General features: G+C 73.8%; 24 protein-coding genes. 16 read left to right on the top strand and 8 right to left on the bottom strand.

What is annotated here, in order from left to right; genetic code table 11:
- Positions 1-2: 2 nt before the first annotated feature.
- A complete protein-coding gene (locus tag ACI797_RS16350) occupies positions 3-284 on the bottom strand; it encodes a GlsB/YeaQ/YmgE family stress response membrane protein (protein WP_456859780.1) in 282 nt (93 codons plus the stop codon).
- Positions 285-389: 105 nt separating this feature from the next.
- Here ACI797_RS16350 and ctaD point away from each other — a divergent pair, with 105 nt between their 5' ends.
- Both ctaD and serB read left to right on the top strand, forming a co-directional pair.
- Complete coding sequence (gene ctaD / locus ACI797_RS16345; protein WP_456859779.1) at positions 390-2,147, top strand: aa3-type cytochrome oxidase subunit I; 1,758 nt, start codon at positions 390-392, stop codon at positions 2,145-2,147.
- 106 nt (positions 2,148-2,253) lie between these two features.
- Positions 2,254-3,531: a phosphoserine phosphatase SerB gene (gene serB, locus ACI797_RS16340; RefSeq protein ID WP_456859778.1), complete on the top strand. Its 1,278-nt coding sequence runs from the start codon at positions 2,254-2,256 to the stop codon at positions 3,529-3,531.
- Positions 3,532-3,558: 27 nt separating this feature from the next.
- Here serB and ACI797_RS16335 read toward each other — a convergent pair whose 3' ends face one another.
- Positions 3,559-4,134, bottom strand: a complete 576-nt coding sequence (locus ACI797_RS16335; protein WP_456859776.1) for a nicotinamidase — start codon at positions 4,132-4,134, stop codon at positions 3,559-3,561.
- Entirely contained in the window at positions 4,131-5,432 is a 1,302-nt protein-coding gene (locus tag ACI797_RS16330; protein WP_456859775.1) for a nicotinate phosphoribosyltransferase, read from the bottom strand. Before ACI797_RS16330 ends, ACI797_RS16335 begins: the two co-directional genes overlap by 4 nt.
- 56 nt (positions 5,433-5,488) lie before the next feature.
- Here ACI797_RS16330 and clpS point away from each other — a divergent pair, with 56 nt between their 5' ends.
- Both clpS and ACI797_RS16320 read left to right on the top strand, forming a co-directional pair.
- The gene (gene clpS / locus ACI797_RS16325) at positions 5,489-5,785 is read left to right on the top strand and encodes an ATP-dependent Clp protease adapter ClpS (protein WP_456540063.1); all 297 of its coding nucleotides are present in this window, start codon (positions 5,489-5,491) and stop codon (positions 5,783-5,785) included.
- A complete protein-coding gene (locus ACI797_RS16320; protein ID WP_456859774.1) occupies positions 5,782-6,279 on the top strand; it encodes a DUF2017 family protein in 498 nt (165 codons plus the stop codon). Before clpS ends, ACI797_RS16320 begins: the two co-directional genes overlap by 4 nt.
- Here the strand turns inward: ACI797_RS16320 and ACI797_RS16315 are convergent.
- Entirely contained in the window at positions 6,218-6,562 is a 345-nt protein-coding gene (locus tag ACI797_RS16315) for a hypothetical protein (RefSeq protein WP_456859772.1), read from the bottom strand. The genes ACI797_RS16320 and ACI797_RS16315 overlap by 62 nt on opposite strands.
- A 98-nt stretch (positions 6,563-6,660) precedes the next feature.
- On the opposite strand from ACI797_RS16315, the gene ACI797_RS16310 reads away from it, so the two are divergent.
- The 8 genes from ACI797_RS16310 to ACI797_RS16275 all read left to right on the top strand — a co-directional run bounded on the left by ACI797_RS16310 (position 6,661) and on the right by ACI797_RS16275 (position 12,139).
- Positions 6,661-7,134, top strand: coding sequence for a Mov34/MPN/PAD-1 family protein (locus tag ACI797_RS16310; RefSeq protein WP_456859771.1), 474 nt, complete (start codon positions 6,661-6,663; stop codon positions 7,132-7,134).
- A 128-nt stretch (positions 7,135-7,262) separates the two neighbouring features.
- Positions 7,263-7,541 (top strand): MoaD/ThiS family protein, encoded by a 279-nt coding sequence (locus ACI797_RS16305; RefSeq protein WP_456540067.1) that lies wholly within the window; start codon positions 7,263-7,265, stop codon positions 7,539-7,541.
- 44 nt (positions 7,542-7,585) lie between these two features.
- Positions 7,586-8,536, top strand: a complete 951-nt coding sequence (locus ACI797_RS16300) for a PLP-dependent cysteine synthase family protein (protein WP_456859770.1) — start codon at positions 7,586-7,588, stop codon at positions 8,534-8,536.
- Between the two features lie 107 nt (positions 8,537-8,643).
- A complete protein-coding gene (locus ACI797_RS16295) occupies positions 8,644-8,880 on the top strand; it encodes a hypothetical protein (RefSeq protein WP_456859769.1) in 237 nt (78 codons plus the stop codon).
- 120 nt (positions 8,881-9,000) lie between these two features.
- Positions 9,001-9,843: a glutamate racemase gene (gene murI, locus ACI797_RS16290; RefSeq protein WP_456859768.1), complete on the top strand. Its 843-nt coding sequence runs from the start codon at positions 9,001-9,003 to the stop codon at positions 9,841-9,843.
- Complete coding sequence (locus tag ACI797_RS16285) at positions 9,840-10,583, top strand: MBL fold metallo-hydrolase (RefSeq protein ID WP_456859766.1); 744 nt, start codon at positions 9,840-9,842, stop codon at positions 10,581-10,583. The genes murI and ACI797_RS16285 overlap by 4 nt, the downstream gene beginning before the upstream one ends.
- A 27-nt stretch (positions 10,584-10,610) precedes the next feature.
- Positions 10,611-11,567 (top strand): DNA polymerase domain-containing protein, encoded by a 957-nt coding sequence (locus ACI797_RS16280; RefSeq protein ID WP_456859765.1) that lies wholly within the window; start codon positions 10,611-10,613, stop codon positions 11,565-11,567.
- Positions 11,568-11,653: 86 nt separating this feature from the next.
- Positions 11,654-12,139, top strand: a complete 486-nt coding sequence (locus tag ACI797_RS16275) for a DUF4262 domain-containing protein (protein WP_456859764.1) — start codon at positions 11,654-11,656, stop codon at positions 12,137-12,139.
- 8 nt (positions 12,140-12,147) lie between these two features.
- On the opposite strand, the gene ACI797_RS16270 is transcribed toward ACI797_RS16275, so the two are convergent.
- Positions 12,148-12,558, bottom strand: coding sequence for a DUF6157 family protein (locus ACI797_RS16270; RefSeq protein ID WP_456859763.1), 411 nt, complete (start codon positions 12,556-12,558; stop codon positions 12,148-12,150).
- Positions 12,559-12,667: 109 nt separating this feature from the next.
- On the opposite strand from ACI797_RS16270, the gene ACI797_RS16265 reads away from it, so the two are divergent.
- Complete coding sequence (locus ACI797_RS16265; protein WP_456859762.1) at positions 12,668-13,186, top strand: DUF4188 domain-containing protein; 519 nt, start codon at positions 12,668-12,670, stop codon at positions 13,184-13,186.
- A gap of 77 nt (positions 13,187-13,263) precedes the next feature.
- On the opposite strand, the gene gndA is transcribed toward ACI797_RS16265, so the two are convergent.
- From gndA to ACI797_RS16250, 3 genes are read right to left on the bottom strand one after another with little or no spacing between them, the layout of a single operon-like run.
- The gene (gene gndA / locus ACI797_RS16260) at positions 13,264-14,697 is read right to left on the bottom strand and encodes an NADP-dependent phosphogluconate dehydrogenase (RefSeq protein WP_456859760.1); all 1,434 of its coding nucleotides are present in this window, start codon (positions 14,695-14,697) and stop codon (positions 13,264-13,266) included.
- 52 nt (positions 14,698-14,749) lie between these two features.
- Positions 14,750-15,238, bottom strand: coding sequence for a thioredoxin-dependent thiol peroxidase (gene bcp, locus ACI797_RS16255; RefSeq protein WP_456540077.1), 489 nt, complete (start codon positions 15,236-15,238; stop codon positions 14,750-14,752).
- Between the two features lie 58 nt (positions 15,239-15,296).
- Positions 15,297-15,701 (bottom strand): YjbQ family protein, encoded by a 405-nt coding sequence (locus tag ACI797_RS16250; protein WP_456859759.1) that lies wholly within the window; start codon positions 15,699-15,701, stop codon positions 15,297-15,299.
- 34 nt (positions 15,702-15,735) lie between these two features.
- On the opposite strand from ACI797_RS16250, the gene rph reads away from it, so the two are divergent.
- The 3 genes from rph (at position 15,736) to ACI797_RS16235 (ending at position 19,141) form a co-directional block, all read left to right on the top strand.
- On the top strand, positions 15,736-16,458 hold the full coding sequence (rph, locus tag ACI797_RS16245; RefSeq protein WP_456859758.1) for a ribonuclease PH: 723 nt from the start codon (positions 15,736-15,738) through the stop codon (positions 16,456-16,458).
- Positions 16,455-17,060, top strand: coding sequence for an RdgB/HAM1 family non-canonical purine NTP pyrophosphatase (gene rdgB, locus ACI797_RS16240; protein ID WP_456540080.1), 606 nt, complete (start codon positions 16,455-16,457; stop codon positions 17,058-17,060). Before rph ends, rdgB begins: the two co-directional genes overlap by 4 nt.
- 170 nt (positions 17,061-17,230) lie before the next feature.
- On the top strand, positions 17,231-19,141 hold the full coding sequence (locus ACI797_RS16235; RefSeq protein ID WP_456859757.1) for a putative bifunctional diguanylate cyclase/phosphodiesterase: 1,911 nt from the start codon (positions 17,231-17,233) through the stop codon (positions 19,139-19,141).
- Positions 19,142-19,173 lie beyond the last annotated feature (32 nt).

Below are 19,173 nucleotides of genomic sequence, written 5' to 3'. Positions count from 1 at the left end.
GGTCAGCGACGGCGCGACCGGCGGCGACCCCCGGGGACGAGCGCGACCCACAGCACGAGGACGACGACGGCGCCGGCGATCGAGGCCCACCAGCCGCCCACGTCGATGCGCGGCTCCTCGCCGCGCAGCAGCGCGGCGAGGAGGTTGCCCACCACCGAGCCGACCAGCCCGAGCAGCAGCGTGGCCAGGACGCCGAAGTTCTGCCTGCCCGGGACGACGGCGCGGGCCACCAGGCCGGCCACGAAGCCGATCGCGAGGACGAGGGCCAGGCCGGCGAGGGTCACGGCGGGGGACGCTACCGCCGTCGGGCGTAACGACCCGGTCGCGATCAGGGCGTGCCGCAGGGCGTCGGCGAGCGCCGTCGGGGGCACCGTTTAAGCTCCGAAGTCGTGACGATCGCACCGGCGCCCATCGTGAGCCGGCCCAGCCCGGTTCACGTGGCCCAGAAGGGGTCGCGGCTCTCGAACCTGCTGCGGACCACGGACCACAAGACCATCGGCCTGATGTACCTGACCACGTCGTTCGTGTGGTTCCTGGTCGGCGGGTTGATGGCACTGCTCATGCGCGGCGAGCTCGCCAGGCCGGGTCTGCAGTTCCTGTCGCCGGAGCAGTACAACCAGCTGTTCACCATGCACGGCACGGTGATGCTGCTGTTCTTCGCCACCCCGCTGTTCTTCGCCTTCGCGAACCTGATCATGCCGCTGCAGATCGGCGCGCCCGACGTGGCGTTCCCGCGGCTGAACGCGTTCTCGTACTGGCTGTTCCTGTTCGGCAGCATGACCGCGGTCTCGGGCTTCCTGACCCCGGGCGGCGCCGCCGACTTCGGCTGGACGGCCTACACGCCGCTCTCCGACGTCGTGAACTCCCCGGGCGCCGGCGCCAACCTCTGGATCGCCGGCCTGGCCGTCTCCGGTCTGGGCACGATCCTCGGCGGCGTCAACTTCGTGGCGACGATCGTCTGCCTGCGGGCACCCGGCATGACCATGTTCCGGATGCCGATCTTCACCTGGAACACGCTGGTCACCAGCATCCTGGTGCTGCTGGCCTTCCCGATCCTCACCGCGGCGCTGTTCGGCCTGCTGGCCGACCGCAATCTCGGCGCGCTCATCTACTCCGATGAGAACGGCGGCCCGATGCTGTACCAGCACCTGTTCTGGTACTTCGGCCACCCCGAGGTCTACATCATCGCGCTGCCGTTCTTCGGCATCATCACCGAGGTCATCCCGGTGTTCAGCCGCAAGCCGCTGTTCGGCTACAAGGGCATGGTCTTCGCGACGCTGTCCATCGCGTTCCTCTCGCTGGCCGTGTGGGCGCACCACATGTTCGCCACCGGCGCGGTGCTGCTGCCGTTCTTCAGCTTCCTGACCTACCTGATCGCCGTCCCGACCGGCATCAAGTTCGTCAACTGGATCGGCACCATGTGGAAGGGCCAGCTGACCTTCGAGTCGCCGATGCTGTGGTCGGTCGGCTTCCTGGTGACCTTCCTCCTGGGCGGCCTCACCGGCGTGCTGCTGGCCTCGCCGCCGCTGGACTGGCACCTCTCCGACAGCTACTTCGTGGTGGCCCACTTCCACTACGTCGTCTTCGGCACCGTGGTGTTCGCCGCCTACGCGGGCATCTACTTCTGGTTCCCGAAGATGTGCGGCCGCATGATGGACGAGCGGCTCGGCAAGATCCACTTCTGGCTGACGTTCGTGGGCTTCCACGGCACGTTCCTCGTGCAGCACTGGCTGGGCAACGAGGGCATGCCGCGCCGCTACGTCGACTACCTGCCCACCGACACCTTCACCACGCTGAACACGATCTCGACGATCTTCAGCTTCGTGCTGGGCGCCTCGGCGATCCCGTTCGTCTACAACGTGATCCGTTCGTGGAAGTACGGGCAGCTGGCGCTGCGCGACGACCCCTGGGGCCACGGCAACTCGCTGGAGTGGGCGACGTCCTCGCCGCCGCCGCGGCACAACTTCCTGGAGATCCCGCGCATCCGCGGCATCCGCCCGGCGTTCGAGGCGCACTACCCGCACCTCATCGAGCGGCTCGACGCGGAGGCGCACCTGGGCAAGCGGCACCAGCCGTACGCCGGGGTCAGCGAGGTCGGCCTGACCGAGGGCACGCGCGCGGGCTCCAAGGACCCCGACCCCAGCTGAGCGCAGCAGCTCCCGCGACGCCCCGTCGGCCACCCGGCCGGCGGGGCGTCGTGCGTCCGCCGGGCCGGTGCCCGGGCCGCCGGGCGCGGTGCGGCACGATGACGACGTGTCGCTGCACCCCGCCCACCCGGGCCCCCGCGCGCTGCTGACCGTCACCGGGGTCGACCGGCCAGGGGTGACCGCCCGCCTGTTCGGCGCGCTGGCCGGCTCGGGGAACGGGGCGGCCTCGCTGGAGGTGCTCGACGTCGAGCAGGTCGTCGTCCACGGCCAGCTCGTGCTCGGCGTCGTCGTCGGCGCGCTGCCGGCGGACGGGGCCGGCGAGGAGGGGGAGGACGCGCTGCTGGCGCGGCTGGTCCGGCTGGCCGGCGAGGTCTCCGGCGCCACGGGCGTCCAGGTGCGGGTCGAGCCGGCGTCCGGGCCCGAGCCGGAGCGGCCGGGTCGCCCGCACCACGTGATCGTCCTCGGCCGCCCGGTGCCGCCCGGTGCCGTGGCGGGCGCCGCGCAGGCGATCGCGGCCATCGGCGGCAACATCGACGCGATCCGGCGGCTGTCGGACTACCCGGTCACCAGCTTCGAGCTGACCGTCTCCGGTGCCGACTCCACCGCCCTGCGCACGGAGCTGGCCTCGGTCGCGGCCGCCACCGGCGCCGACATCGCCGTCGAGCAGGCCGGCCTGGCCCGGCGCAGCAAGCGGCTGATCGTGCTCGACGTCGACTCCACCCTGGTGCGCGGCGAGGTGATCGACGAGCTGGCCGCCCGCGCCGGCCGGGCCGCGGAGGTCGCCCGCATCACCGCGGCGGCGATGAACGGCGAGCTGGACTTCGCCGAGTCGCTGCGCAAGCGGGTGGCTGCGCTCGCCGGGCTGCCGGTCGAGGTGCTCGACGAGGTCCGCGAGGCGCTGGTGCTCACCCCGGGCGCCCGCACGCTGATCCGCACCCTCAAGCGGCTGGGCTTCCGCTGCGGCATCGTCAGCGGAGGGTTCACCCAGATCACCGACCCGCTCGCCGAGGAGCTCGGCCTGGACTTCGCCGCGGCCAACACCCTCGAGGTGGCCGACGGCCGGCTCACCGGCGGCCTCGTCGGCGAGATCGTCGACCGGCCGGGCAAGGCCAAGGCGCTGCAGCGGTTCGCCGACGAGCACGGCATCCCGCTCGAGCAGACGGTCGCCGTCGGCGACGGCGCCAACGACCTCGACATGCTCAACGCCGCCGGCCTCGGCATCGCGTTCAACGCCAAGCCGGTGGTGCGCGAGCAGGCGCACGCCGCGCTCAACCAGCCCTACCTCGACGCCGTCCTGCAGGTCCTCGGCTTCACCAGGGACGAGGTGCTCGACGCCGTCCCCCTCGACGATCATGGCGTCCCGACCACCGCGAGGCGCTCCTGAGCGGTCGCGGCGCCATGATCGCGGCGGTCAGCGGGGCGCGTGGACGGCGCCCTCGAGCTCCACGCCGGCCGTGCGCAGCTGGTCCAGCGCGGCGTCGGTCGACGCCTCGGCCACGCCCGCGGTGAGCGGCAGCAGCACGCGGGTGCGGAAGCCGGCGGCGACGGCGTCGAGGGCGGTGGCGCGCACGCAGTGGTCGGTGGCGATCCCGACGACGTCGACGGCGTCCACGCCGCGCTCGCGCAGCCAGTCGGCCAGCCCGACGCCGTCCGAGCTGCCCTCGAACCCCGAGTACGCCGCCGAGTAGTGGCCCTTGTCGAACACCGCCTCGACCAGGCCGCGGTCGAGGTTCTCGTGCAGCTCCACGCCCTCGGTGCCGGCGACGCAGTGCGCCGGCCAGGTCTCGACGAAGTCCGGGGTCTCGTGGAAGTGGCCGCCGGGGTCGACGTGGTGGTCCCGGGTGGCGACGACGTGGTCGTAGCCCCCGGTCCCCGCCCGGACGTGCTCGGTGATCGCCTCGGCCACGGCCGTGCCCCCGGCGACGGCGAGGCTGCCGCCCTCGCAGAAGTCGTTCTGGACGTCGACCACGATCAGCGCACGCGTCATGGGGTCATGATCTCCAACGCGCACTCGCCGCGGGAGAGCGCCCACGCCTCCGGGGGCAGGGCGGCGCGCACCCGCTCGTGGTGCGCCCGCGCCTCGGCCAGCGCCGCGGAGGGCGTGGCGTCGCTGAGCACCTTGCCCCCCGACACCAGGGGGACCACCAGGTCGCGGTCGCCGTCCTCGGGCGCGATCGGCGCGGCGCTGATGACCTCGGCGGTCGCCGTGCCGTTCGCGTCGTGCCGCCGGACGGCGTTCTTGCGCCCGCCCACCGAGTTCTTGCCCTCGCTGCGCTTGGCGACGGGCACGCCCTCCCGCTCGACCAGCTTGTAGACCATGCCCATCGTCGGCACGCCCGAGCCGGTGACCAGCGAGGTGCCCACGCCGTAGCCGTCGACCGGCGCGGCCATCAGCCCGGCGATCGCGTACTCGTCGAGGTCGCTGGTGACGATGATCCGGGTCCGGGTGGCGCCGAGCTCGTCGAGCAGCTCCCGCGCGCGGGTGGCCAGCGTCGGCAGGTCGCCGGAGTCCAGGCGGATCCCGCCGAGCTCCGGGCCGGCGACCTCCACCGCCGTCCGGATGCCCTGCTCGACGTCGTAGGTGTCGACCAGCAGCGTCGTCCCGGTGCCGAGGGTGGCCACCTGCGCCTCGAAGGCCGCCCGCTCGCTGTCGTGCAGCAGCGTGAAGGCGTGCGCGCTGGTCCCCGTCGTCGGCACCCCGTAGCGGCGGCCGGCCTCGAGGTTCGACGACGACGCGAACCCGACCAGGTACGCCGCGCGGGCCGCGGCGACCGCGGCCTCCTCGTGGGTGCGCCGCGAGCCCATCTCGATGCACGGGCGGCCGCAGGCCGCGCCGATCATGCGCGCGGCGGCCGAGGCGATCGCGCTGTCGTGGTTGAGCACCGACAGCGCGAGGGTCTCCAGCAGCACGCCCTGGGCGAACGGCGCCCGGACGGTCAGCACCGGGGAGCCGGGGAAGAACAGCTCGCCCTCGGCGTAGCCCTCGACCTCGCCGGCGAACTCGAAGTCGGCCAGCCAGCCGAGCAGGCGCTCGTCGGTCAGCCCCTGCACGCGGAGGGTGGCCAGCTCCTCGTCGCCGAAGCGGAAGCGGGGGAGCGCCTCGAGCAGCCGGCCGGTGCCGGCCAGCACGCCGTAGCGGCGCCCGTGCGGCAGGCGGCGGGCGAACACCTCGAACACGCAGTCCCGGTCGGCCGTGCCGTCGGCCAGCGCCGCGGCGACCATCGTGAGCTCGTACCGGTCGGTGAGCAGCGCGGGGTGGGTCGGCGCGGCCTGCGGGATCGCCATGATCGGGAGCGTAAGCACCCGGACCGGTCCGGCGCGCGGCGTCCTAGAGTTGACCCGTGGCCGGACCCCTCGCGCCTGTCAGCACCCCGGAGACCACGGTCGACGAGGAGCAGGACCTCGACCGGCCGTGGGTCACCGTCGTCTGGAACGACCCGGTGAACCTCATGACCTACGTGACCTACGTCTTCCAGGAGCTGTTCGGCTACGACGAGGCCACCGCCACGAAGCTGATGCTGCAGGTCCACCACGAGGGCCGGGCGATCGTCAGCTCGGGCCCGAAGGAGCGCATGGAGCACGACACCAGCCGGCTGCACGCCTACGGGCTGTGGGCCAGCTACCAGCGGGACTCATGAAGCCGTTCAAGCGCAAGGGCCAGGACGTCGTCGCCCGGCTCGAACCGGCCGAGTCCGGCATCCTCGGGCTGCTGCTCGACCAGCTGGAGCAGCTGCTCACCGCCGACGCCGACGACGTCGCGGGTGACCCGGTGCTGGCCCGGCTGCTGCCCGAGGGCCACCGCGGCGACCCGCGGCTGGCCGCCGACTACCGCGAGCTGACCGAGTCGGCGCTGCGCAGCGGCAAGGCCGACGACCTGGCGACCGTGCGCGCCACCCTCCCCCCGGGCGGCGGGGAGCTGCGGCTCGACCCCGACCAGGCCGCCGCCTGGCTGCGCAGCTCCAACGACCTGCGCCTGGCGCTCGGCACCCGGTTGGACATCAGCGAGGACACCGAGCCGCCGGACGACGTCACCGGCGAGGAGGGCCAGCAGCTGGCCGTCTACTACTGGCTCACCTCGCTGCAGGGTTCGCTGGTCGACGCACTCGCCGCCGGTCGCGCCGGCCGAAGGTGAGCAGGATCAGCAGCCCGAGCAGCAGGTCGAGCACGAAGAACGTGTAGACGAGGGAGGGCAGCTCCAGGTCGCGGACCATCGCGCCGATCGCGGCCAGCAGGACGACGCCGGAGAGCAGGAACACCAGCAGCAGGGTGAACACACGCAGCGCGATCAGCACCACCAGCGACGCCCGGTCCTCGGCCGAGTGACCGCGATGACGGCGGACCCCGAGCACCCCCAGCACCAGCGCGGGCAGCGGCAGCACCACCACGCCGGCGACCAGGAGCGACTCGATCAGCACGAGACCGCACGGTAACGGGTGATCACCCGCCGTCCGCACCGTGCTCGACCAGGGGCGACCCGCAGGCCGCCTCGCGCGGCCGCATACACTGGGCAACCGTGCTGCGCATCGACCGCGCGACCTACGACGCCATCGTGGCCCACGCCCGGGAGGACCACCCGGACGAGGCCTGTGGCGTCGTCGCCGGTCCCGAGGGCAGCGACCGCCCCGAGCGGTTCATCCCCATGCTCAACGCGGCCCGCTCGCCCACGTTCTACGAGTTCGACTCCGGCGACCTGCTGAAGCTGTACCGGGAGATGGACGACCGGGACGAGGAGCCGGTGGTCATCTACCACTCGCACACCGCCACCGAGGCCTACCCCTCGCGCACCGACATCAGCTACGCCTCCGAGCCGAACGCCCACTACGTGCTGGTGTCCACGCGGCACCACGGCGCCGAGACCGGCCTGGCCGGCGACGAGGTGGAGTTCCGCAGCTTCCGGATCGTCGACGGTGCGGTGACCGAGGAGGACGTCGACGTCGTCGAGTCCTACAAGTTCGGCCACACGCCGACCACCGTCGTCTACGACTGAAGCGTGATCCGCCGTACGCGGCGGAATCCCCGACGGCGGACGGGCGTTGCCCGGACCGACGCTTCCCACACGCCGTGCCGAGCACCGACCGCGGCGACCCCCGACCCTCCCGAGGAGACGCACACCCCATGGCCATCGAGGTCCGGATCCCGACCATCCTGCGCACCCACACCGGCGGCGCCAAGACCGTGGAGGGCTCCGGCGCGACCCTCGGCGCGCTCATCGACGACCTGGACGCCCAGCACTCCGGCCTGAAGAACCGCCTCGTCACCGAGGAGGGCAAGCTGCACCGGTTCGTGAACGTCTACGTCAACGACGAGGACGTCCGCTTCACCGGCGCGCTCGACACCGAGGTCAAGGACGGCGACTCGGTGACGATCCTCCCGGCGGTCGCGGGCGGCTGCTGAGCGGTCCGCCGCTCGCCCCCCACCCCTCTCCGGAAGAGTTCCCCATGGCCCGCTTCGCCTCGCTCGTCGACTCCCTCGGGGGCACGCCCCTCGTGGGGCTGCCCAACCTGTCGCCGGCCCCCGACGTGCGGCTGTGGGCCAAGCTCGAGGACCACAACCCCACCGGGTCCATCAAGGACCGCGCCGCCATCTCGATGATCGAGGCGGCGGAGAAGGAGGGGAAGCTCAAGCCGGGCGACACGATCCTCGAGCCGACCAGCGGCAACACCGGGATCTCCCTGGCGATGGTGGCCCGCCAGCGCGGCTACCGGCTGATCTGCGTCATGCCGGAGAACACCTCGATCGAGCGGCGGCAGCTGCTGGAGATGTACGGCGCGCAGATCATCTCCTCGCCGGCCGCGGGCGGTTCCAACCAGGCGGTGGCGGTGGCCAAGGGGCTGGCCGCCGAGCACGACGACTGGGTGATGCTGTACCAGTACGGCAACCCGGCCAACGCCGAGGCGCACTACACGGGGACGGCGCCGGAGATCCTGGCCGACCTGCCCTCGATCACGCACTTCGTGGCGGGGCTCGGCACCACCGGCACGCTCATGGGCTGCTCGCGCTACTTCCGCGAGCACAAGCCCGACGTGCAGGTGATCGCCGCCGAGCCCCGGTACGGCGAGCTGGTCTACGGGCTGCGCAACATCGACGAGGGGTTCATCCCCGAGCTCTACGACGCCTCGCTGCTCGACTCGCGGTTCTCCGTCGGCCCCGACGACGCGATCCACCGCACCCGCCAGCTGGTGGAGCGGGAGGGCATCTTCGCCGGCATTTCCACCGGCGCGATCCTGCACGCGGCGCTCGGCATCGCCGACAAGGAGGTCGCGGCCGGCCGCAAGGCCGACATCTGCTTCATCGTGTGCGACGGCGGATGGAAGTACCTGTCCACCGGCGCCTACGCGGGCACGCTGGAGGAGGCGACCTCCGCGCTGGAGGGTCAGCTCTGGGCCTGACGACTGGTGATCACCGCCGGGTTGCGCTGCACTGGGGGTGCCGGCGTCCGCGCGGGCACCCCGGGCGGCGCCGGCGGTGGATCCGCGTCGACCCGAGGAGCGGTGTCATGAGCAGCATGACCAGCGAGACCGGCAACATCACCGGCACGACCGACAAGGACTACAACCTCATCTGGTTCACGGAGTCCTGCCTGAGCAACGCCCTGCGGCTGGACCTCTACATCCAGGACGCCGAGCGGGCGGGCGACGGCGAGCTCGCCGAGTTCTTCCGCAAGGCGCAGGCCGACAGCCGCAAGGGCGGCGAGATGGGCAAGGCGATGCTGGCCCGCCGGCTCGCGAGCTGATCGATCCCCCCGCGCCCTCCCGCGCCCCCTGCGGGAGGGCGCTCGCACGCCCGGCGCGTCACCTGATCGAGGGCGGTGCGCGGCGGCCCGTCGGTGCCGGCGGCTAGCCTGACCGGCGACATGGGGACGACGCAGCCGGGCGCCAGCCCTCCGGACAGCTCCGCGCCGATCGGCATCTTCGACTCGGGCGTGGGCGGCCTCACCGTCGCCCGCGCCGTCCTCGACCAGCTGCCCCACGAGGCGATCCGCTACATCGGCGACACCGCGCACGGCCCCTACGGCCCGCTGCCCATCGCCGAGGTGCGCCGGCACTCCCTCGCGGTCATGGACGACCTGGTCGCCGGCGGCGTGAAGATGCTCGTCGTCGCCTGCAACTCCGCCAGCGCCGCCTCGCTGCGCGACGCCCGCGAGCGCTACGACGTCCCGGTGGTCGAGGTGGTCCTGCCCGCCGTGCGCCGGGCGACGGCGGCCACCCGCAACGGCCGGGTCGGCGTCATCGGCACCCAGGCCACGGTGACCAGCGGCGCCTACGACGACGCGTTCGCCGCCGCCCCGCAGATCGAGGTGGTCAGCGCCGCCTGCCCCAGCTTCGTCGACTTCGTCGAGCGCGGCGTGACCAGCGGCCGCCAGCTGCTCGGCCTCGCGCAGTCCTACCTCGACCCGCTGCTGGTGGCCGGCGTCGACACCGTCGTCCTGGGCTGCACCCACTACCCCCTGCTCACCGGCGTGATCTCGCTGGTGATGGGCGAGGGCGTCACGCTGGTCTCCAGCGCCGAGGAGACGGCCAAGGACGTCTACCGGGTGCTCACCCGCGCCGACCTGCTGCGCTCGGAGGACGCCCCGCCCCCCGAGCACGCCTTCCTCGCGACCGGCGACCCCGAGCCGTTCGCCCGGCTGGGCCGCCGCTTCCTCGGCCCCGAGGTGGGCGCGGTGCGGCACGCCCGGTCGGTGGGTGCGGCGTGAGGCTGACCGTCGTCGGCTGCTCCGGCAGCGCGCCCGGCCCGGCGTCCCCGGCGTCCTGCTACCTCGTCGAGCACGACGGGTTCCGCCTCCTCCTCGACCTGGGCAACGGGGCCTTCGGGCAGCTGCAGGCCCTCGCCGACCCGGCCGCCGTCGACGCCGTCTTCCTCTCCCACCTGCACGCCGACCACTGCCTCGACGTCGCGCCGTTCGTCGTGTGGCACCGTTACTCGGGCCGGTCGCGCCGGCGGCTGGTGCCGCTGTACGCCCCGGTCGGCGCGGAGCGCCGGCTGGCGCTGGCCTACGACGGCGACGGCGAGACGCTCACCGACGTCTTCGACTTCGTGCCGGTCGGCCCGGGCGCGCTGGAGATCGGCCCGTTCGCCGTCGAGCTGGCGCGCACCGCGCACCCGGTCGAGTGCTACGCGATCCGGCTCACCGCCGACGGCCGCTCGCTGGTCTACACCGGCGACACCGGCCCGTCGCCGCGGGTGGTCGCGCTGGCGGCCGGCGCCGACGTGCTGCTCGCCGAGGCGGCGCACCCCGACGGCGACGCCGCCCAGCCGCCCGGCCTGCACCTGACCGGCCGGCAGGCCGGCGAGCACGCCGCCGACGCCGCGGTCGCCCGGCTGCTGCTCACGCACGTGCCGGCGTGGGTGGACGCCGCGGCGCAGCTCGCGCACGCCCGGGCGGTCTTCCCGGCCGCCGAGCTGGTCGCGCCCGGCGCCAGCTACGACGTCTGACGGGTCGTCTGACGGCAGGATGGCGGTGTGGCCGAGGTGATCGAGCGGGACGGCGTCGCGCTGACCAGCCTGGACGCGTCGCTGGGCGACGGTCTCGGGGTGACCAAGGGCGACCTGGTCGACTACGTGGACGCGTTCGCCGACCGGTTGCTGCCGCAGCTGGCCGGGCGGCCGCTGTCGGTGAAGCGGGTGCGGCCGGGCCAGCAGCCGTTCATGCAGCGCAACGTGTCCAAGGGCGCCCCCGACTGGGTGCGCACCGTCGCGGTCTGGTCGGTCGGGGCGAACCGCGAGGTGCACCAGGTGCTCTGCGACGACCGGCGGACGCTGCTGTGGCTGGCCAACCAGCGCGCCGTCGAGTTCCACGTGCCGTTCTTCCGGGCGGGGCACGAGCTCGAGCCGACCGGGCTGGTCGTCGACCTCGACCCGCCGGAGGACGCCGGCTTCGACGTCGTGGTGCGCGCGGCGGGGCTGGTGCGGCAGGCGCTGGCCGACAGCGGCCTGGCCGGCGCCGTGAAGACCAGCGGCTCCAAGGGCGTGCACGTCGTCGTGCCGGTGCGCGGGTCCGGGCCCGAGGACGTCGCCGCGGCCACCCGCGCCCTGGCCGCCCGCGCCGCCGCGCTCGACCCGGAGCTGGCCACGACGGCGTACATCAAGGAGGACCGGCACGGGCGGGTGTTCCTCGACTCGACCCGGTCGGGCTCCTCGACGATCGTGGCCGCCTACAGCCCCCGCCTCCGGCCGGGCCTGCCCGTGTCGACCCCGGTGGCGTGGGGCGCGCTGGCCGACGTCCGGCCGGCGGAGATCACGGTGACCACCGCGGCCGAGCGGATCGGCGCGGGCGACCCGTGGGCGGAAGCGCTGCCCGAGCCGCAGGAGCTGCCCGCCGACCTGCTGGCCGAGGGGCACACCATCCCGGTCGCCCGCGTGGCCGCCATGCACGAGGGCAAGCGGCGCAAGCGCGCCCGCGAGGCCTCGGACGGCTGACGCCGCCGTCCACAGGCCGCCCGGTCGTCCACAGAACCGGAAAGGCTCCAGGCCGGTTGTCGGTGCCCGGGCGCACTCTCTCGCCCATGACGACCGATCCGCAGCTCACCGCCTGGCTCGACCAGGAGGACGCCCGCCTCGCCCAGGTCATCCGCGCCCGCCGGTGGGCCGTGCAGTACGTCTGGCCGGGCGAGGGGCCCGACGAGCCGGCGTTCGGCTACACGATCGGGCTGTTCGGCCTCGGCCACCCCGAGCTGGTGCTCGTCGGCCTCGATCCCGACGTCACGCACGGGGCGCTGGAGCACGTCGCCGGGCTCGTCGCCGGCGGGCGCGACCTGGTCCCGGGCGAGCTCCTCGACGGCCCGGGCGGCCGGCCGGGCCTGGTCGTGGAGGAGCTGCCGAACCCCGGTGAGGTGGTGCTGGGGGCCAACCGGTTCTACGAGCGGCCGGCGGAGTACTCGGTGCCGGCCTTCCAGCTCGCCTGGCCCGACGACGAGGGGCGCTGGCCCTGGGACGACGGCTTCCGGTGGGGGCGGGAGGCCCAGCCGCGGCCGGGGGCGTGGCGGGCGTGACGCGCCGGTCAGGCCCGCTTCGAGCGCATGGCCCGCAGGTGCGCGAGCGCCGGGTCGGCCGCCAGCGCCGCGTACTCGGGCGAGTCCACGGCCACCAGCGCCATCCGGCCCTCGCCGTCGCAGTGCACGCCCCAGCCGTACTGCTTGGTCAGCGGCGATGCGCGGAAGCAGGGCTGGCCCTTGGCGAAGAAGGCGTCCCGTTCGGCGGCGAGGTCGGCGTCGGGCACGCCGCGCCGCTGCGCGTGCACCGCGAACAGCACGTCGTCGGAGGTGTGCACGTACGGGGCGTCGGCGAGCATCGCGTACTGCAGGCCGGCGACCGTGGGGGCACCGCCGCGCGCCGGTGGCACCTCACCGCTGGTGGCGCGGCAGTCCTCGGCCACCTCGATGAAGGTGTCGGTGTAGTTGGTCGTCGTCACGTCGCGCAGGCTGCCACAGGGCGGGGATGCGAACGGGTGTACCGCGCGGCCGGGGGCCACGACGATGGGCCGTGCACCCGCACGGCAGGAACGTCTCCCGGGAGGACCCGTGGCCGACATCCGACGTGGCCGGTACGCGGCCGAGATCGACGGGGACTTCGTCGTCCTCCTGATCGGCTTCCGCTTCAACAAGCCGTGGCTGGCGCTGAAGAGCTTCGCCGACTTCGGCGGCCGGCGCGGCATGGGCGCGATGCTCACGTACCTCACCGAGCACCCGGAGAAGGGGCTGCTCGGCTTCCGCAACAACTTCCCGACGATCATCCAGTACTGGCGCAGCTTCGAGCACCTGGAGGCCTTCGCCCGGGACGACGAGCTGCTGCACCGCGAGGCCTGGCTCAACTGGTACCGCCGCGACCCGACGGGCCGCACCGGCATCTGGCACGAGACCTACCTCGTGCGGGCCGGTGAGTACGAGGCCATCTACGCCGACATGCCGGTCCAGGGCCTCGCCGCGGCCGGCCGGGCGGTGCCCCTGCAGGGGAACAGCACCGCCCGGCTGCGACTGCGGGCCGCTGCGTCGGCCGACCGCGAGGCGGCGTCGGCGATGCGCGGGGTCGCCCGGCCGTGACCGCCGGACGACGAGCCCCGGGGCCACCGGCCGGTCGGTCCTGACGCGCGACGTCCCGACGGGGAGAACTGCACCCGTCAGGCGGGCTCCTCGCGCCGGTCCTCGCCCCAGTAGGTGTGGAAGGCGCCGTCGCGGTCGACCCGCCGGTAGGTGTGCGCCCCGAAGAAGTCGCGCAGCCCCTGGATGAGCGACGCGGGCAGCCGCTCGGCGCGCAGCCCGTCGTAGTAGGCCAGCGCGCTGGCGAAGCCCGGTGCCGGGATGCCGTAGCGGGCCGCGTCGGTGACCACCAGGCGCCAGCCGTCCTGGCCCGCGGCGACGGCGTCGCGGAAGTAGTCGTGGGTGAGCAGCGTGGTCAGCCCCGGCTCGTCGGCGAAGGCCTGCCGGATCCGGTCGAGGAAGCGCGCCCGGATGATGCAGCCGCCGCGCCAGATGGTGGCCAGCGCGCCCCGGTCGACGTCCCACCCGTTCTCCTCGGCGCCGGCCGCGATCTGGTCGAAGCCCTGCGCGTAGGCCACCACCTTCGACGCGTACAGCGCCTGGCGGACCGCCTCGACGTAGCCGTCGCGGTCGGTGACCGGCTCGGGGTCGCCGGCCGGGCCCGGCAGCACCTTCTGCGCCGCGGCCCGCTGGTCGGCGTGCCCCGACAGCGCCCGGGCGAACACCGCCTCGGCGATGCCGCTGACCGGGATGCCGAGGTCGAGCGCCGACTGCACGGTCCAGCGGCCGGTGCCCTTCTGCTCGGCCTGGTCGAGGACGACGTCGACGAACGGCTTCCCGGTCGCCGGGTCGTCGTGCCGCAGCACCTCCGCGGTGATCTCGACCAGATAGGACTCCAGGTCGCCCTCGTTCCAGGAGGCGAACACGTCGCCGATCTCGCGCGGCGTCATCCCCAGCCGGGCGCGCAGCAGGTCGTAGGCCTCGGCGATCAGCTGCATGTCGGCGTACTCGATGCCGTTGTGCACCATCTTCACGAAGTGGCCGGCGCCGTCGGTGCCCACGTGCGTGCAGCAGGGGGTGCCGTCGACGACCGCCGCGATGCTCTCGAGCATCGGCCCGACGATCGCGTAGGACTCCGCCGAGCCGCCGGGCATGATGCTCGGCCCGTTGAGCGCGCCCTCCTCGCCGCCGCTGACCCCCGTCCCGACGAAGTGCAGGCCGCGCTCGGCCAGCGCCACCGTCCGCCGCTGGGTGTCCTGGTAGCGGGCGTTGCCGCCGTCGATGACGATGTCGCCCTCGTCGAGCAGCGGCACCAGCTCGTCGATCACCGCGTCGGTCGGCGCGCCGGCCTTGACCATGATCAGGATGCTGCGCGGCCGTTCGAGCGCCTGCACGAACTCCTCGGTGGTCCTCGTCGGCACGAAGTCGCCCTCGCCGCCGTGGGCCGCCATCAGCGCGTCGGTGCGCGCCTGGGTCCGGTTGTGCAGCACCACCTGGTGGCCGTGGCGGGCGAGGTTGCGCGCCAGGTTGGCGCCCATCGTGGCGAGGCCGGTGACACCGATCTGCGAGGTCATGGCGGGCATCGTCGCGGGTCGGGCCCCGCGCGTGCCAGCCCTTGGCGCGCGGTCAGTCCAGCCCGAGGTCGCGGCGGAGCTTCGCCACGTGGCCGGTGGCCTTGACGTTGTACTGGGCCCGCTCGACCCGGCCCTCGGCGTCGACGACGAAGGTCGAGCGGATCACGCCGACGACCTCCTTGCCGTAGAGCTTCTTCGGTCCGAAGGCGCCGTAGGCCTGCAGCACGGCCTTGTCCTCGTCGGAGACCAGCGTGATCCCGAGGTTCTCCTTCTCGCGGAAGCGCATGAGCTTCGCCGGCGGGTCGGGGGAGATGCCGATGATGTCCAGCCCGGCCTCGGCCAGGTCGCCGGCCGCGGCGGTGAAGTCGACGGCCTGGGTGGTGCAGCCCGGCGTCAGCGCAGCGGGGTAGCAGTACACGATCACCCGGCGGCCGCGGTACGACGACAGGGAGACGGGGGTGCCGTCGGCGTCGGGCAGCGTGAAGTCCGGCGCCGGGTCGCCGGGGGACAGGCGGACGGGTGCGACCTCGGTCGAGCTCATGCCCGGCATCCTGCCCTGAGCGGAGGACGGTCCGACACCGGGATCCCCGGCCGGCCGGTCAGCCGGCGAGGAACGAGAACCGGACGTGCCGGGTGTGGTTGTCCGTGTTCGTGTCCACCAGGCAGATGCGCTGCCAGGTGCCGAGCATCAGCCGGCCCTCGAGCACCGGGACGCTGGCGTGCGGCGGCACGAACGCCGGCAGCACGTGGTCGCGGCCGTGGCCCCGGGATCCGTGCCGGTGCCGCCAGCGGTCGTCGCGGGGGAGCAGCTCGTCGAGCTGGGCCAGCAGGTCGTCGTCGCTGCCGGCGCCGGTCTCGATGATCGCCAGCCCGGCGGTCGCGTGCGGGACGAAGACGTGCAGCAGCCCGTCGCCCTCCTGCCGCACGAAGTCGGCGCACTCGTCGGTCAGGTCGACGACGACGGGGACGCCTCCGGTGCGGACGCTGCGGACCTCGGACCTCATGCCCCCGGATCCTGCCCGGTTAGGCTGGCGACCCGTGACCCGCCCCGACGGCCGCGCGGCCGACCAGCTCCGCCCGGTGACCATCACGCGCAACTGGCTCGACCACGCCGAGGGCTCCGTGCTCGTCGAGTTCGGCCGCACCCGCGTCCTGTGCGCGGCCAGCGTCACCGAGGGCGTGCCGCGCTGGCGCAAGGGCTCGGGCCTGGGCTGGGTCACCGCCGAGTACGCGATGCTGCCGCGCGCCACCCACACCCGCAGCGACCGCGAGTCGGTGAAGGGCCGGATCGGCGGGCGCACCCACGAGATCAGCCGGCTGATCGGCCGCTCGCTGCGGGCCGCGATCGACCTCGGCGCCCTCGGCGAGAACAGCATCGCGATCGACTGCGACGTCCTGCAGGCCGACGGCGGCACCCGCACCGCCGCCATCACCGGGGCCTGGGTCGCGCTGGCCGACGCGGTGAACTGGCTCGACGAGCGGAAGAAGCTCGCCAGGAAGAAGGCGATCGTGAACTCGGTCGCCGCGGTGAGCGTCGGGGTCATCGACGGCGAGCCGCGTCTCGACCTCGCCTACGAGGAGGACGTGCGCGCCGGTTCCGACATGAACGTCGTCTGCACCGGGGACGGCGGGTTCGTCGAGGTGCAGGGGACCGCCGAGGGCGCCGTCTTCGACCGGGCCGCCCTCGACGCGCTGCTCGACCTGGCGGTCGCCGGCTGCGGCGAGCTGACCGCGATCCAGCAGGCGGCGCTGGCGCGATGAAGCTGCTGCTCGCCACGCGCAACGCCGGCAAGCTCGCCGAGCTGCAGCGGCTGCTCGCCGACGCCGTCCCGGGGGTCGAGGTGGTCGGCCTGCGCGACGTCCCCGAGTACCCCGAGGCGCCGGAGACCGGCGCGACGTTCGCCGACAACGCGCTGCTCAAGGCGCGCGAGGCGGTCCGGTACACCGGCCTGCCCGCGGTGGCCGACGACTCGGGCATCACGGTCGACGCGCTCAACGGGATGCCGGGGGTCCTGTCGGCCCGCTGGTCCGGCCGGCACGGGGACGACGACGCGAACACCGCGCTGCTGCTCGCCCAGATCGGCGACGTGCCCGACGAGCGGCGCGGGGCGGCGTTCGTCTGCGCGGCGGCCCTGGTCACGCCCGACGGCGCCGAGCACGTGCTCGAGCGGCAGTGGCGCGGGCGGGTGATCCGCGAGAAGCGGGGCACCAACGGCTTCGGCTACGACCCGGTGTTCGTGCCGGAGGGCCTCGACGTCACCTCCGCCGAGCTGGCGCCGGCGGAGAAGGACGCCCGCAGCCACCGCGGTCAGGCGTTCCAGGCCTTGGTGCCGGTCGTCGCGGAGGCGCTCGCCGGGCGCTGACCCTGCTCACCCCTCGGGGTGATCCGGCGTCGAGGTGGAACGGGATCGGTCCGATCTCCCTGGCACACGGCCGCACAGGTGCGCCGCTGACCGAGGGACCGACGATGACGAGCCGGCTCACTGCTGACTCCGCCGACCGACCGCGAGGCCCCGGGCTGCTGTCCGCCCACATGGCCGCAGCGGGGCTGGTGGCGGTCCTCGCCCTGCTCACCGTCTTCTCCGTCGGAGCGGCGGTGAGCAACGCCTCCGCCGCGGCCGAGGCGGAGACCAGCGTCGACGTCTCCGAGTGGGCCGACCAGGCCGAGGAGTCCCTGGCCGCCCAGGAGGAGCTGGCCGAGCAGCTCGCCGTCGCCGAGGACCCCGCGGTGCGGGCGGAGTACGCGGCCGCCGTCGCGGCGACCCGGGAGGCGCTGCGCTCGATCGGCGTGACCGCCCACGGGGACGCCCCGGAGCTGACGGCGGCGTGGATGCGGCTGCAGGACGACTACGAGGCGGCGGTCGCCGAGCTCGTCCTCGTCGCGCGGACCACGCCCGACGCCGTGCCGCAGTTCGAGAGACAGCACGTCGACCCGTACTACGACATGATCGCCGACGTCGTCTCCGGCCACATCCAGGGGCACCGGCACGAGGCCGAGGAGGCCATCGCCGGGCTGCGCAGCAACCAGCAGCTGCTGCTGTGGGTCACGCCCGTCGTGTTCGGCGTGGGCCTGCTGCTGGTCGCGTGGTGCACGAGGGTGCTCACCCGCAGCCGCCGCGAGGCCGCCGCGCGGGCCGAGGAGAACCGGCGCCAGGCGCTGCACGACGCGCTCACCGGGCTGCCCAACCGCACCCTGCTGCGGCAGCGCGCGGAGCGGGCGCTGGGCGTCGCGCGGCGGACCGGCGGCACGGTGGCGCTCATGCTGATCGACCTGGACCGCTTCAAGGAGATCAACGACACGCTGGGCCACGCGTACGGCGACCTGGTGCTCGAGGCCGTGGCCGGTCGGCTGCGGACCGCGGTCCGGCGCACGGACACCGTCGCCCGCCTCGGCGGGGACGAGTTCGCGATCCTGCTCCCGGACGTCGACTCGGTGGACGCGGCGCGGGAGCTGGCCGACCGGGCGCTCGCGGCCATGGAGGCCAGCATCGCGGCCGACGGCGTCATGCTCGACGTCGACGCCAGCATCGGCATCGCGCTGTCCGGCACCGACGGCGCGGACGTGGAGTCGCTGCTGCGCAACGCCGACATCGCCATGTACGCGGCCAAGGACCGCGGCCTCGGGACCTGCGTGTTCGACCCACGGCTGGACGACCACAGCCCCGAGCGGCTCGGCCTGATCGGGGAGCTGCGCCGGGCCATCGACGCCGGCGAGCTGGTGCTGCACTACCAGCCCAAGGTGGACCTGTCCGGGACGGTGCGCGGCGTCGAGGCGCTCCTCCGGTGGCAGCACCCGGTGCGCGGGATCATCGCGCCGTGCCAGTTCGTGCCGCTGGCGGAGAAGACCCCGCTGATCCACCCGCTGACCCGCCATGTGCTCGACACGGCCCTCGTGCAGTGCGCCCGCTGGCGTTCCGACGGGCGTGACCTGCGGGTCGCGGTGAACATCTCGCCGCGCAACCTGCTCGACGACCGGTTCGTCGACGACGTGCTCGCCCTGCTGAGCGACCACGACGTGCCCGCGGCCCACCTCGAGCTCGAGGTGACCGAGAGCGCGATCATGGCCGACCCGGTCCGGGCGCGGCTCGTCCTCGGCCGCCTGGCCGACGCGGGGATCACCCTGTCGATCGACGACTTCGGCGCCGGCTACACCTCGCTGGCGCACCTCAAGGACCTGCCGGTGCACCAGCTGAAGATCGACCGGTCCTTCGTCTCCCACATGGCCGCCGACGCCAGCGACGCGCTCATCGTGCGGTCGGTCGTCGAGCTGGGCCACAACCTGGGACTGACCACGGTCGCCGAGGGCGTGGAGGACGAGGCCACCTGGGAGCAGCTGCGCGACGTCGGCTGCGACCAGGCCCAGGGCTACCTGCTCTGCCGCCCGCTGCCGGCCGGGGCGCTGGACGCCTGGTACGACGCCGCGCGGGCGGGCGCCCTCGTCTGACGGCATCCGCCACGTACTCTCCCCGGGCGGCG

The organism is Geodermatophilus sp. SYSU D00691 (assembly GCF_054050275.1).
This window is presented reverse-complemented; position numbering and strand designations above follow the sequence as displayed.